Here is a 13,533-nt window from a genome sequence, read left to right on the forward strand (position 1 = left end):
GACGGCGTGCCGTTGCCGTCCCCTCGACAAAATAGCTTGCCGTTGGCCAACTTTGCAATAGAATATAAAAATTATAGATTACTCCGAAAAGGATGACCACCATAAGCCGAAACGTTGCCGCATGTTTCTTACGTCGGAGTCGATTTCAGGGTACAACATGCAAGAACTGGAAGTCCTGCAGCGGCCATTGCGCGCGCTAGGCGGTATTCGGCCGGAGAATTATTTCGCGTGAAGCGGGAAGGAGGCGGTGCAAGGCGTTCTTTGGCTGGCGCGTCGATCCGGAAAATCCCGACGGGCGAGCGGTATACGACCCCGTGAAATTCACCAGAGCTTTTGTGTGTCTCGAAGTCCTGCTTAAGAGTTGCCCAGATCACGGAGCGACAGCCAGCTCGCGAAAGGAGCTCACATGACCGTTCTTGGATTGTTTGCCGACAGGTCAGCGACGGCCGCCTCGTCCTCGAAGCCGGAGATTGCGATCGTCGGCCGTGGATTTTCCGGCATCATGATGGCGATCGCGCTGATGAAGTCGATGCGGGGATCTTTCCACCTCACCATGTACGACCCGCATCCATCGATCAGCGGCGGCCAGGCCTTCTCCGCGGCGCAGCGCTGCGAGATTCTCAACAGCCGGGTGCGCGACCTCTCGGTCGCGGCCGGCCAGCCCGACGATTTCAACGACTGGCTTTGCGCCAACGATGAGTTCCGAACAGCCGTTCCGGCGGCAATTCCGGGCTTTCGGCAGATTTTCGTGCCGAAAGGCATCTTCAGCGACTACGTGCATCAGCGCTTTTCCGAGGCGCTTGCCCGACGTTCCGACATCACCGTGAGGTTCTCCCACGAGCAGGTCACAGGCTTGCGGAAACTCGCAAGTGGTCGCTTCAGCCTTGTGCGTGACGGCGGACATGACGCATGCGACATCGTCATTCTTGCAACGGGCTTCGGCGTGCATCCACGCGACCTCGAGGTTTCTGACGAGGAGCGACCGCTTATGCGGACGCGCCGCCTCGTCGACCCGCGCCACGCGGTCCTGCTCGGCAGCGGCATTCGCGTGGTCGACCAGCTTTTCCAGATGCGCGATAACGGTTATGCGGGAAAAGTCACGCTCGTTTCGCTCCACGGCTTCCTGCCGCAGGCGCATACGCAGCTCGCAGCAGCCCCGAGTTTCCCCGTCGATCCGATGCCGCAGGGCCTGCGCCGGATCGTTCGGTTCGTGCGTCAGGCCTGCGCCGAAGCCGAAGCGAAGGGGCAAAGCTGGCAGTCTGCCATGAACGGCCTGCGCCGGCGGGCGCGCTCGCTCTGGCAATCGCTCTCGGCGCAGGAAAAGCGGCAGTTCAACCGTCACCTGCGGGCCATCTACGACAGCCACAGAAACCGCCTCCCGGCGGCTGTCCATGCGCGGCTGCAGCAGGAACTTGCCGAGGGGCGGACCGTGCTTCGCCGCGGGCGGGCGGGGCGGCGCCTGCCGGAAGGCATCATGGTGCGCTGGGCGGGGCAGCATGCCGAGGAACTGCTCAGGGCCGATCAGGTGATCGAATGCCGCTGTTCCGCCCCGGACCTTGGTACACCGTTGCTCCGGAGTCTTTTTGCGGGCGGGCTTGCCGAACCCGATGAACTCGAGCTCGGCATAGCGGTCAGTCCGACGGGAGAAGTCTTGAGCCCGTGTGGACGCACGCCGAACCTCTTCGCGATCGGTCCGCTCGGATTGGGGAGCCTGCCCGACATCGACCTCGTACCTGAGATCGTCACCCAGACCTATGCGGCAGCAAGGCTTATCGCGACAGGCAAGCGACTGGCGCTGAAAGCCGGATAGACGCGACCTCGGCGGCCGGATTGGTGGTCGACGAATGCCGATCACCCGGACCGCTGTGGGCAGTAGCGGCCAGGCAAATTCACACGGTAGACTCAACGACGGCACGGTCGTCGCTGCGCAGCAGGTCTTCGATATGATGGATGCCGTCGACCATTACAGCACGCGCCCGACGGTCGCAATCATCGGCGGCGGCTTCACCGGTGCCGTGGTCGCGACGCACCTGGCGCGGGATCGCGCCATGGATGGCTGGCAGATTGCCGTCTTCGAGCCGCGGGAGCGGCTGGGATACGGCCTTGCATATGATACCGCGGAGCCCGCGCATCGCGTCAATGTCCCGGCCGCGCGCATGAGCATCGATCCGGACGATCCCGACCATTTCATGCGCTGGCTCGAGCTTCGGGGCGAACCGCGCGACGATCCCGAGGCGCTTGCCCGCGACGGCCATCTCTATCCCGCCCGGCAGCTCTTCGGTCGCTATGTCGCCGAGGCGATCGCGCCATTCCTGGAACACGGGCGCATCGCACACCATCGGGAGAGGGTGATCGCCGTCGAGCGTCAGGGAGCGGCCTGGGCAGTTCGCGGCGACGGCGGGACGCTAAGCCGTGCCGACGTGCTGGTGGTGGCGACCACGCATCCGGCCCCGGAGGCGCCCGCGGGCATCGGCGCTGTCCTCGCCGGGCACCCACGGTACGTACCGGATTCGACCGAGCCGGATGCGCTCGACAGGATCCGGTCCGGTGACCGCGTGCTGATCATCGGCACGGGACTGACTTCCGCCGACGTGATCGCCACTCTGCGCAGGCGCGGGCACAAAGGGCCGATCACCGCCTTTTCCCGCAGGGGTCTGCGTTCGCGTGGACATGCCGACCGGGCGCAGGACCCCTATGGCGACTTCGTCTCGCGGCCTTGGAGATCGGCAGCGAAGTTGCTCTCCCAGGTGCGCCGGACGATCCTCGATGCGGAAGCGGAAGGCTTTACATGGCATGCGGTCCTCGATGCGCTCAGAGCACAAGGCGGTGAGATCTGGCGCAATCTGCCCATGACCGAGCGGCGGCGGCTTGTCCGTCACGTGCGGCCTTTCTGGGATGTGCACCGTTTTCGTGTGGCTCCGCAAATCGATGCGGTCGTGAGCGCGGGGCTGAGGGACGGCGATATACGCGTCCTCGCCGGTTCGATCGCTCATATTGCGCGCGTCGGCAAGAATGTCGCGGTTACTTTCCGGAGGCGGCGGGCCGGCGGAACGGAAGAAGGGGAATTCGACGCCGTGGTGATCACCACCGGCCCGGCGCACCGGTCGATCCTGCAAAGCCAGTCCTGGCTGGAGTCGCTCGGAGCCGCAGGCTATCTGCGCCCCGACACGGTCGGACTGGGCCTCGCCTGCAGCGAAACCAGCAGGGCGCTCGACAGCGAAGGCAGGGAGGTGGACGACCTCTTCGTCGCCGGTCCTCTCGCCCGCGGCACCTTTGGCGAACTCATGGGCCTGCCGCAGGTCAACGACCACGCCATTTTCGTGGCGGCGCAGATAGCCGCGCTGGCGCAGGCGCGCCGGGTGCACCGGGGCGCGCGTCCGCACTCGGCCGCGGCACCGGCCGGCTGACGCCCGTCCCGGCAACGCCGATGCAACTTCTGCGGCAGCATGCCTGCGGCATCGCTTACGCTTTCCGCGATTCTGCACTATATTGGGATGCGTTGATTTTTCGACGAAAGGTGGAGCGGGCGAGGTGGTTTGCAGCTATCCGCCTGCGCCCGCAGACGAGAAACCGTGAGGTATCGACGGCGAATGGCCCGCATCCTCATCCTGTTGTTCAGTCTCCTGTCGGCCTTCGCATTTCCTGTCACGCCGGTGCCCGGAGCCGAGCGCACGGCGCTCGTCCTGCACGTCAACGGCGCCATAAGCCCCGCCGCGGCAGAATATGTGACGCGCGGCCTTCAGCAGGCCAGGGATCGGGGCGCCGCGCTGGTGGTCCTGCAGATGGACACGCCCGGCGGACTGGATACGTCGATGCGCGACATCATACGCGCCATCCTCGATTCGCCTGTGCCGGTCGCGAGTTTCGTCTCTCCCAGCGGAGCGCGGGCGGCAAGCGCCGGCACCTATATCCTTTATGCGAGCCACATTGCGGCCATGGCGCCGGGGACGAATCTGGGCGCCGCGACGCCGATCGCCATCGGCGGAGGATTGTTTGGCAATGACGAGCAGGAAGGCGAGGAAAAGCCTGGCGATCCGGACAAGCCGGAGCCTCGCAAACCGGCCAATGCCGGCGAAGCGAAACTCATCAACGATGCGGTCGCCTATATCCGCGGCCTCGCGGAATTGCGCAACCGCAACGTCGACTGGGCGGAGCGGGCCGTGCGCGAGGCCGCGAGCCTTTCCTCCGCCGCAGCCGCGCGCGAGCAGGTCATCGACTTCACCGCCGTCAGCGTCGACGACCTCTTGAAGCAGGCCCACGGCCGCGCCGTCCGCATCGGCCAATCCGACGTCCGGCTCGATACGTCCGGGCTCGCCATAGAGGATCTGCCGCCGGACTGGCGGACGCGCCTGCTGTCGGTGATCACCAATCCGAACGTCGCACTCCTCCTGATGATGGTCGGAATCTACGGGCTCATCTTCGAGTTTCTCGCGCCCGGCACAGTGGTGCCGGGTACAATCGGCGGCATAAGCCTCCTGCTCGGTCTCTACGCGCTTGCGGTGCTGCCGGTGAGCTATGCCGGCGTCGGCCTCATCCTCCTCGGGGCGGGGCTGCTGGTGGCGGAAGCGCATGCGCCGTCTTTCGGCGTGCTCGGCCTCGGCGGTACCGTGGCCCTGGTGCTGGGCGCTGCCATTCTCTTCGATACGGATATGCCCGGACTGCAGGTGTCCTGGCCTGCACTGAGCGGTATTGCGATAGCCAGCCTCGCGTTCAGCCTGCTGGTCGCCCGTCTCGCCCTTGTTTCGCGTCGGCACAAGGTCGCCACCGGGGCGGAAGAGATGATCGGCATTTCCGGCAAGGTCGACAGTTGGGCGGGAGCGGACGGCTACGTGATTGCCCACGGCGAGCGGTGGAGAGCCGTCAGCAATGAATCGCTTGGCCCGGGAGAGGACGTCATGGTCGTCGGCCGTGAGGGCCTCACGCTCAAGGTGGCGCGCAACGCTGCGCCCGGAGGAGATGGAGACCGCTCATGACCTGGCTTGGAAATCTTGCGCCCTTTGCCGCCGCGCTCCTGTTCCTGCTGATCGTCGTCGCCTACGCGATCAGAATCCTCAGGGAATATGAACGCGGCGTGATCTTCACGCTCGGCCGTTTCACCGGCGTCAAGGGGCCGGGGCTGATCCTGCTCCTTCCCTATGTGCAGCAGATGGTGCGCGTCGATCTCAGGACCCGTGTTCTCGACGTGCCCAGCCAGGACGTTATCTCGCGCGACAATGTTTCGGTGCGGGTCAGTGCAGTGATCTATTTCCGGGTCATCGACGCGGAGAAATCGACGATCCAGGTCGAGGATTTCATGGCCGCGACGAGCCAGCTCGCCCAGACGACGCTGAGATCCGTACTCGGCAAGCACGATCTGGACGAGATGCTGGCGGAGCGCGACCGTCTGAACGAGGACATTCAAAAGATCCTCGACGTGCAGACCGACGCATGGGGCATCAAGGTCGCTACTGTCGAGATCAAGCATGTAGACATCAACGAATCGATGATCCGGGCGATCGCGCGCCAGGCCGAGGCAGAACGCGAAAGGCGCGCCAAGGTCATCAATGCCGAGGGCGAGCAGCAGGCCGCGGCGAAACTGCTGGAAGCGGCCGAAATTCTCGCCCGGAAACCGCAGGCGATGCAATTGCGCTATCTCAGCACCTTGAATGTCATCGCCGGCGAAAAGAACTCGACGATAATCTTCCCGTTCCCGATGGAGATCGCCGACATGCTGGCGACGAAGAAGGAGGGTTCCTCCTAGAGCGGGATGAGGAAAAGTGTGTGCGGTTTTCCGCCCGCATCCCGCTCTAACTTTTTGGAATCGATCACGTTCATGTTTAGGTCGACCCGACCTAAAAACATCGTGATCTAAGGCCTGTTGAGATTCATAGGTGAGGTCAAGCCGCTTGTCGTCTCCCCCACAAGGGGGGAGAATATATGCGGCGGGCCCTCGCTTCCGCTTCTGCGTTCTGCCCGTGGCATCGTTTTGGGCATGCGAAGTCAAAACCGGTTATCTGCCCCAAGGCAATGGCCGTGAGAGGATCAGATGTGTATATGCCCTAGTGTGCTTGTCACAGGGATGAGGAGAGCAAACAAGCCGCTGCGGGTTGCCCGAATCTCAACAGGCCTTAGAGCGGGATGAGGAAAAGTGTGTGTGGTTCCGTCGGAAGTGCGCAGTTTCAAACAGGCAGGTCGAAAATGCCGAAGAAAAGTGCGGGCGTTCTGCTTTATCGATACGAGGCGGGCAACCTCCTGGTTCTGCTCGTCCATCCGGGCGGGCCTTTCTGGATGAACAGGGACCTCGGGGCCTGGTCGATCCCGAAGGGTGAGTATGATGCCGATGAAGAGCCGGAAACCGCTGCGCGCCGGGAGTTCCTCGAGGAGACCGGCATCGCGATAACGGGCCCCTTGGAGTTTCTCGGCGAGGAGCGCCAGAAGGGCGGCAAGCTCGTCACGGCCTATGCGCATGAGAGTGAATTCGACGTAGCCAGCCTGCGCAGCAACGTGTTCGAGACAGAGTGGCCGCCGCGGAGCGGCAGAATGCAGGTCTTCCCGGAGGTCGACCGCGCCGGATGGTTCACGCTCGAGGAGGCGCGCAGCAAGATAAATGTTTCGCAACGGCCGTTCATCGATCGGCTGGAGGCATCGCGGAACGCCAACCGCTCCGCGGGCTCCGCCTCCTGAGCGGTTGCGTTCACCCGGTCTGCATCAATGGGCAGCGCGCAGGCCCGGTTGCGAGACCTCCCTCCGGCGGAAGGCCACCTGGATCACGTCGGAACGGCAAGGTGCCGCGTCTACACCCGGCACGATCTCGACAGGAACTCCAAGGCCTTCAAGCGCTGCGATCTCCTTGACGGTACCGGCAAGCGCCATCGGGTTCCCGGACCGAAGGCGCACAACGCGCTTCCCTTCCCCGACGAGAGCCGCGATGTCTCTGCTTCGACCCTTGGCGCTCGGCGCGACGGGGACGCGCCTTGCCTCCCGGCGCGCCAGTTCCAGGACGTCGTCGGGGATCCATTCGTCAAAGAAGATCACGTCGGCGGCTTGCAGGGCGCGAACCGCCTTCAGGGTGAGGAGTTCCGCGTCGCCGGGTCCGGCGCCGACGATGGTGACGCGGCCGGTGGCGGAGGGGCGCGTGACCAGACGATCCACCTCCGCCATCAGCCGCGTCTCTACACCCTCCTCCGGTGCATCCAGAAAGACCCGGTCGACGAAGCGCTCCCAGAAGGCGCGGCGCGTGGAACCGGGTTTCAGGCGCGCGTTCACGCGGTCGCGGATCGCCTGCGCCACCGTCGCCCAATGTTTGAGAGCCGGCGGCAGCAGGGCTTCGATCCGCCGGCGGATCGCCTGTGCCAGGATCGGTGCCGCGCCGTCGGTCGAGATCGCGACGACCACGGGCGAGCGGTTCACGATCGATCCGAACTGGAACGCGCAGAAGGCCGGTTTGTCGATGACGTTGACGGGCACGCCGGCGCTCCGCCCGGCACGGAAGAATGCTTCCGCGTCGGACTGATCGTCGCAATCGGCAATGGCGATAGCCGCGTCGCGAAAAACACCCTCATGCCACGCCTGGTCGTGGTGAATGATCAAGCCGTGCTCATGCGCGGGCCCACGGGCGAGGAGGTCGAGGAAGAGGTCACTCAGCGACGCACGTGGCGCGTAGACGTGAACTTCGGCGCCGCAGGCCGCCAGCAGCTCGGCCTTCCAGGAGGCCGCATCGCTGCCGCCGGCGACGACGGCCTGTTTGCCGTTCAGGGGCCAGAAGAGCGGCAGCGTCGCGAGTGCGGCCACTCGTTGAGGCTTTTGGGCCAGATTACTCCGCAGCGAGGGTGAGGCAGCCATTTATGATTCCCTTGATCTCGGCGCGGCAGGAGCCGCAATTGGTGCCGGCGCTGAGCCTCTCGCCCACCGCTTCGACGCTGTGGCAACCGTCGCGGACGGCGGCAGTGATCTGGTTGACGCCGACGCTGAAGCACGAGCAGACGGTCGCGCCTGGATCGGGCGTGTCGGCGCCCGGGCGGCCGGCGGTTACCGCGAAGCGCCTGGCGAGATTGTGGTGTGAAGCGCCGAGCTGCGATACCGCCCAGCTGCGCGCGACGGCGACCGGCCGCGGAGAAAGGAACAGGGTAGCGAGCAGCCGGTCCCCTTCGAAAAAGGCCAGGCGAAGCTCGCCGGAGGTGCGGTCCGTATAGCCGATCGGTTCGATCCCGGCGGCGATCGCAAAGGCCTTCCGGCACCAGTCGAGCCAGTCGGCATTCGTTTCGGCGAAGGCGAGTTCCACCCGCCACCCGCCCTCGGCCCTGGCGAGCGCCCAATAGGCGGCGTCGAGTTCCTGAGGTTTACGCGCCGAAACCGCGAAGCCATAGGCGGCGGCCGCAAAGCGGCTCGCACGGACCGGCATGTTCTTCGACGCCGGCTGGCCGGAGACCGGGTCGGTGACCGGCGCCACCAGCGCATCGATCCGCGCCTTGGAGGCGAACTGGTCGTTCCAGTGCATGGGCACGAAGAGATTGCCTTCCGCCTGCCGGTCGGTGACCAGCGCCCGGACGATCGCCGCCCCGTGCGGACTTTCCAGGGTGACGAGGTCGGCGTCGCTGATGCCGGCGCCCTGTGCGTCACGCGGATGAATCTCGACGAAGGGCTCGGCGAGATGGCACGACAGCCGGGCGCTCTTGCCCGTGCGCGTCATGGTATGCCAGTGGTCGCGCACCCGGCCGGTGTTGAGCGTGAAGGGGAAGGCATCGATAGCACTTCTTGGCTGTGGCACCTCGACCGCGACCAGGCGCGCGCGGCCATCCGGATGATAGAATGCGCCCTCGGCAAAGAACCGCTTCTTCTGCGGCGCGCTGCCCTGGGGCTGCGGCCACTGAAACGGCCTCAGTCCGTCATAGGCAGGGCCGTCGATCTCCGCATGGGCGCTGATGTCGAAATCGCGGCGTCCTTCGTTTTCGAACCCCGAAAGCGCGGCATGCTCGGCGAAGATCTCGGCTGGTGAACCATGGGTGAAGGCCGCGGCGAAGCCCATGCGCCTTCCGACTTCGGCGAGTTGCCACCAGTCGGGCCGCGCTTCGCCGGGGGCTGCGAGAAAGGGGCGCTGGCGCGAGATGCGGCGCTCGGAATTGGTGACCGTACCGTCCTTCTCGCCCCAGCCGAGCGAGGGCAGGAGCACGTGGGCGTGGCGGGCCGTGTCGGTATCTCTCACGATGTCGGAGACGACCACGAAGGGACAGGCTTTGATCGCCGCTTCGACGGCATCGGCGTCGGGCATCGAGACGACCGGGTTCGTCGCCATGATCCACAGCGCCTTGATGCGCCCGTCTGCGACCGCGCGGAACATGTCCACCGCCTTGAGGCCGGGCTTGCTCGCCACAGAGGGCGCGCCCCAGAAGCGCCGTACCTGATCCCGGTGGAGCGATTTCTCGATGTCCATATGGGCGGCAAGCATATTTGCCAGCCCCCCGACCTCCCGCCCGCCCATCGCATTGGGCTGCCCGGTCAGCGAGAAGGGTCCCATGCCCGGCCGGCCGATGCGGCCGGTCGCGAGATGGCAGTTGATGATGGCATTGACCTTGTCGGTCCCGGCGGCAGACTGGTTGACGCCTTGACTATAGCAGGTCACGACCTTTTCGGTCGTTTCGAAGAGCCGGAAGAAGGCGCGAAGCTGCGCCACAGTCAGCCCGGTCGCCGTGGAGAGTGCGGGAAGATCGAGCCTTGATGCGGCCGTGACGGCCTCGTCGAAGCCGCTCGTGTAATTCGAGATATAGTTCCGGTCGACCGCACCGCTTGCGGCGAGATGGGCAAGCAGGCCGTTGAAGAGGGCGACGTCTCCGTCGGGCGCGATCGCCAGATGCATGTCGGCGATGTCCGCGGTCATCGTGCGCCGGGGGTCGATGACGACGATCTTCATCTCCGGGCGGTTTGCCTTGGCTGCGGAGAGACGCTGATAGAGAACCGGATGGCACCAGGCCAGATTGGAGCCCGTCAGCACCACGAGTTCGGCGAGCTCCAGGTCCTCGTAAGCGCCCGGCACCGTGTCGGAACCGAAGGCCCGGCGGTGGCCCGCGACGGAGGAGGACATGCAGAGCCGGGAATTCGTGTCGATATTCGCCGAGCCGATGAAACCCTTCATCAACTTGTTGGCGATGTAATAGTCCTCCGTCAGCAATTGTCCCGAGACGTAGAAGGCAACCGAATCGGGACCGTGCTCGGCGATACTGCGCGAAAAGCGTTCGGCAACGAGGTCGAGCGCCTCGCTCCAGCCTGCGCGACGGCCGCCGATTTCCGGGTGAAGGAGGCGGCCGTCGAGATCGAGGGTCTCGGCGAGCGCCGACCCTTTCGAACAGAGCCTGCCGAAATTGGCGGGATGTTCCGGATCGCCCTTGACGCTCACTGCGCCGTCATCCCCCACACGGGCAATGACGCCGCAGCCCACGCCGCAATAGGGACAGGTGGTCTTGACCTCTTGCGCCATTCTTATTCCGCCGCTGCCAGTGCGAGGCTCTCGAGAGCGACGAACAATGCGCCATTGTCGTTGCGGATGGGGATCGTGCGCACCTCGCCCTCGTCGGCACCGAGCGCCTTGCCGGTCTCGAGCGAGATCACCCAATTGTGCAGCGGGCAGGTGACGGCCGTGCCGTGCACGATCCCCTGGGAAAGAGGGCCGCCCTTGTGCGGGCAATGGTCCTCGATAGCGAAGACCTCGTCATGGGCGGTCCGGAAGACCGCGATCTTGCCTGTGGGCGTCCTGACGCAGCGGGCGCCGCGCAGCGGGATGTCGTTGATATCGCCAATTGCAATCCAGTTCATCGTCATCGATTACTCCGCTGCCTGATTGAAGCCGACCGTCGCCATCGGCCGGAACTCGTGCTTGTCCTTGCCGGAGACCCGTTCCGACCAAGGGTCGACCTGGGCGAATTTCTGGCTGAAGACGAAGCGGTCGAAATAGGCCTTGCGCTTTTCCGCATCGTCCATGATCTGTCGGCGGATCTCGTCGAGGCCGACGCGCTTTGCCCATTTGTAGATGCGCTCGAGGTAGCGGGCCTGCTCGCGATACATCTGCGTCAGCGCGACGATATGTTCGAGCGCCTCGTCCTCGGTCCTGACCAGACCCAGAACCTCGGTGCCCTTGATGTCGAGGCCGGCGGCACCTGCGAAATGGATCTCGAAGCCGGAGTCGACGCAGATGACGCCGACGTCCTTGCAGGTCGCCTCCGCGCAATTGCGCGGGCAGCCGGAGACGGCCATCTTCAGCTTGGCCGGCGTCCAGGAGCCCCACATGAATTTCTCGATGCGGATGCCGAGGCCGGTCGAATCCTGCGTGCCGAAGCGGCACCAATCGGAGCCGACGCAGGTCTTCACCGTTCTGAGCCCCTTGGCGTAGGCCTGACCCGAAACGAAGCCCGCCTGGCCGAGATCGGCCCAGACGGCGGGCAGGTCCTCCTTCTCGATGCCGAGCAGGTCGATGCGCTGACCGCCGGTCACCTTCACCAGCGGCACGTTGAACTTGTCGACGACATCGGCGATGGCGCGAAGTTCCTTCGAATTGGTGACGCCGCCCCACATGCGGGGTACGACGGAATAGGTGCCGTCCTTCTGGATATTGGCGTGGACACGCTCGTTGATGAAGCGCGACTGGTAATCGTCGGCATATTCATCCGGCCAATCGCAGACGAGGTAATAATTGAGGGCGGGGCGACACTTCGCGCAGCCGCAGGAGGTCTTCCATTCCAGTTCCTGCATGACGGCGGGAATGGATTTCAGCTTCTTCGCCTTGATCAGGCGCCGCACGTCGTCATGGCCGAGATCGGTGCAGTTGCACATCGGCTGCACCGCAGCCGGATTGTAGGTGTCGCCGAGCGTCAGCGACATGATCTGCTCGACCAGGCCGGTGCAGGAACCGCAGGAGGCGGAAGCCTTGGTGTGGGCGCGCACGTCGTCGAGCGAGGTCAGGCCCTTGGAGGTGATCGCTCCGACGATCTTGCCCTTGCACACGCCGTTGCAGCCGCAGATTTCCGCATCATCCGGCAAGGCTGCAACGGCCGCCGTAGGGTCCAGCGGAGATCCCCCCTGATAGGCCTGGCCGAAGATAAGGGTGTCGCGCATTTCGGAGATGTCCGTCCCGCGCTTCAAAAGGTCGTTGAACCAGGCAGCGTCGGCAGTGTCCCCATAGAGCACGGTACCGATGATGCGGTTGTCTTTCAGTACCAGCCGCTTGTAGATGCCGGCAGTGGCATCACGCAGCACGATCTCCTCGCGTCCGTCGGCATCGGCGAAGTCGCCGACCGAATAGAGGTTGATGCCCGTCACCTTCAGTTTCGTCGGCGTGTCGGAATGCGCGAAGGCGGCGCGACGGTCGCCGGCGAGGTGGGAGGCGGCGACGCGCGCCATTTCGTAAAGGGGCGCGACGAGGCCGTAGACCATGCCGCCGACTTCGGCACACTCGCCGAGCGCCATGATGTCCCCGTCGGACGTCTGCATTCCGGCGTCGACGACGATGCCGCGATTGACGGCGAGCCCGGCTTCCTTGGCAAGACCGGCATTCGGCCGGATACCGACGGCCATCACGACCAGCGTCGCCGGAATGATCCGGCCATCGTCGAGTTCGATGCCCTCGACCTTCTCCTCGCCGAGGATGCGCTTCGTGTTCGCCTTTGTGACGACCTTGATGCCGCGCTCTTCGACGGCCTTCTGCAGGAGGTAGCCTGCGGCCGGATCGAGCTGGCGTTCCATCAGTGTCGGCATGACATGCAGAACGGTGACGTCCATGCCGCGTGCCTGAAGACCTGCTGCCGCCTCCAGCCCGAGCAGGCCGCCACCGATGACGACGGCCTTTTCGCGAGATTGCGCCGCGAGCAGCATCGCCTGCACGTCGTCCAGGTCGCGATAGGTGATGACGCCGCGCAGTTCCTTGCCCGGCACGGGGATGATGAAGGGCACCGAACCGGTGGCGATCACCAGCTTGTCATAGCTTTCCGTGACGCCGTGGTCGGAGGTGACGGTCTTGGCGTCGCGATCGATCGCAATGATCTTGTGGCCCTTGTAGAGGGTGATGCCGTGCTTGATGTACCATCCGTCGCCATGGATGATGATCTCCTCATACTCCTTCTCGCCGGATAGCACCGGCGAGAGCATGATGCGGTCGTAATTGACGCGCGGCTCGGCGTTGAAGATCGTTACGGCATAACGCCCGGGCGCCTTTTCGAAGAGCTCTTCCAGCATCCGGCCCGGAGCCATGCCGTTGCCGACGATGACGAGTTTCTCGCGTGCAGTTTCAGTCATGTGGTCACTCCGCAGCTTCTACGAAGCGGGCGCTCATAGAAAAATTCGAGCAGTGCTTCGCGGCAGTTCAGGTCGGTTCGATTTGGCCGGCCGAAACCGGCATAAAAAAACGCCGCTCGGAAATTGCGCTCCGGGACCGGGAGGAAACCCTTACGGAGGCAAAGACCTTGCGACGTCGGTGTCTTCGGCAGGCGTATGCGGCGCCTGAGCTCGCTTCAATCGCCATTGACCGAAGCAGTTGTAGGAATGCAAATGCTGTGCCAGATCTCCGCCCTT

Annotated in this window: 9 protein-coding genes; 5 read left to right on the top strand and 4 right to left on the bottom strand. The window is 64.6% G+C overall.

Annotated elements, in window-relative coordinates; all coding sequences use genetic code 11:
• Nucleotides 1-406 precede the first annotated feature (406 nt).
• From M1D34_RS19560 to M1D34_RS19580, 5 genes are all read left to right on the top strand, one after another.
• The gene (locus M1D34_RS19560) at nt 407-1,810 is read left to right on the top strand and encodes an FAD/NAD(P)-binding protein (protein ID WP_498783788.1); all 1,404 of its coding nucleotides are present in this window, start codon (nt 407-409) and stop codon (nt 1,808-1,810) included.
• 133 nt (nt 1,811-1,943) lie between these two features.
• On the top strand, nt 1,944-3,407 hold the full coding sequence (locus tag M1D34_RS19565; protein WP_498784312.1) for an FAD/NAD(P)-binding protein: 1,464 nt from the start codon (nt 1,944-1,946) through the stop codon (nt 3,405-3,407).
• A gap of 183 nt (nt 3,408-3,590) precedes the next feature.
• Nucleotides 3,591-4,973 carry an NfeD family protein gene (locus M1D34_RS19570; RefSeq protein WP_015242952.1) on the top strand — a complete coding sequence of 461 codons (1,383 nt, stop codon included), beginning with the start codon at nt 3,591-3,593 and terminating at the stop codon, nt 4,971-4,973.
• A complete protein-coding gene (locus M1D34_RS19575) occupies nt 4,970-5,740 on the top strand; it encodes a slipin family protein (RefSeq protein WP_004434817.1) in 771 nt (256 codons plus the stop codon). Before M1D34_RS19570 ends, M1D34_RS19575 begins: the two co-directional genes overlap by 4 nt.
• Before the next feature lie 437 nt (nt 5,741-6,177).
• Nucleotides 6,178-6,663, top strand: a complete 486-nt coding sequence (locus M1D34_RS19580) for an NUDIX hydrolase (protein WP_498783790.1) — start codon at nt 6,178-6,180, stop codon at nt 6,661-6,663.
• A gap of 24 nt (nt 6,664-6,687) precedes the next feature.
• Here the strand turns inward: M1D34_RS19580 and M1D34_RS19585 are convergent, their stop codons facing one another.
• Genes M1D34_RS19585 through nirB form a run of 4 tightly spaced genes read right to left on the bottom strand, consistent with a single transcriptional unit; the run spans nt 6,688 to nt 13,257 of the window.
• Nucleotides 6,688-7,821, bottom strand: a complete 1,134-nt coding sequence (locus tag M1D34_RS19585; RefSeq protein WP_498783792.1) for a siroheme synthase family protein — start codon at nt 7,819-7,821, stop codon at nt 6,688-6,690.
• Nucleotides 7,793-10,450: a nitrate reductase gene (locus tag M1D34_RS19590; protein ID WP_498783794.1), complete on the bottom strand. Its 2,658-nt coding sequence runs from the start codon at nt 10,448-10,450 to the stop codon at nt 7,793-7,795. The genes M1D34_RS19585 and M1D34_RS19590 overlap by 29 nt, the downstream gene beginning before the upstream one ends.
• A 2-nt stretch (nt 10,451-10,452) precedes the next feature.
• Entirely contained in the window at nt 10,453-10,791 is a 339-nt protein-coding gene (gene nirD, locus M1D34_RS19595; RefSeq protein WP_004434827.1) for a nitrite reductase small subunit NirD, read from the bottom strand.
• 3 nt (nt 10,792-10,794) lie between these two features.
• Nucleotides 10,795-13,257 (bottom strand): nitrite reductase large subunit NirB, encoded by a 2,463-nt coding sequence (nirB, locus tag M1D34_RS19600; RefSeq protein ID WP_498783796.1) that lies wholly within the window; start codon nt 13,255-13,257, stop codon nt 10,795-10,797.
• Nucleotides 13,258-13,533: the final 276 nt, after the last annotated feature.

This window comes from Ensifer sp. D2-11 (genome assembly GCF_054161295.1).

Coding starts and splice junctions, on each gene's coding strand:
- M1D34_RS19560 (WP_498783788.1), top strand. CDS start 407: ATGACCGTTCTTGGATTGTTTGCCGACAGGTCAGCGACGGCCGCCTCG.
- M1D34_RS19565 (WP_498784312.1), top strand. CDS start 1,944: ATGATGGATGCCGTCGACCATTACAGCACGCGCCCGACGGTCGCAATC.
- M1D34_RS19570 (WP_015242952.1), top strand. CDS start 3,591: ATGGCCCGCATCCTCATCCTGTTGTTCAGTCTCCTGTCGGCCTTCGCA.
- M1D34_RS19575 (WP_004434817.1), top strand. CDS start 4,970: ATGACCTGGCTTGGAAATCTTGCGCCCTTTGCCGCCGCGCTCCTGTTC.
- M1D34_RS19580 (WP_498783790.1), top strand. CDS start 6,178: ATGCCGAAGAAAAGTGCGGGCGTTCTGCTTTATCGATACGAGGCGGGC.
- M1D34_RS19585 (WP_498783792.1), bottom strand. CDS start 7,821: ATGGCTGCCTCACCCTCGCTGCGGAGTAATCTGGCCCAAAAGCCTCAA.
- M1D34_RS19590 (WP_498783794.1), bottom strand. CDS start 10,450: ATGGCGCAAGAGGTCAAGACCACCTGTCCCTATTGCGGCGTGGGCTGC.
- nirD (WP_004434827.1), bottom strand. CDS start 10,791: ATGACGATGAACTGGATTGCAATTGGCGATATCAACGACATCCCGCTG.
- nirB (WP_498783796.1), bottom strand. CDS start 13,257: ATGACTGAAACTGCACGCGAGAAACTCGTCATCGTCGGCAACGGCATG.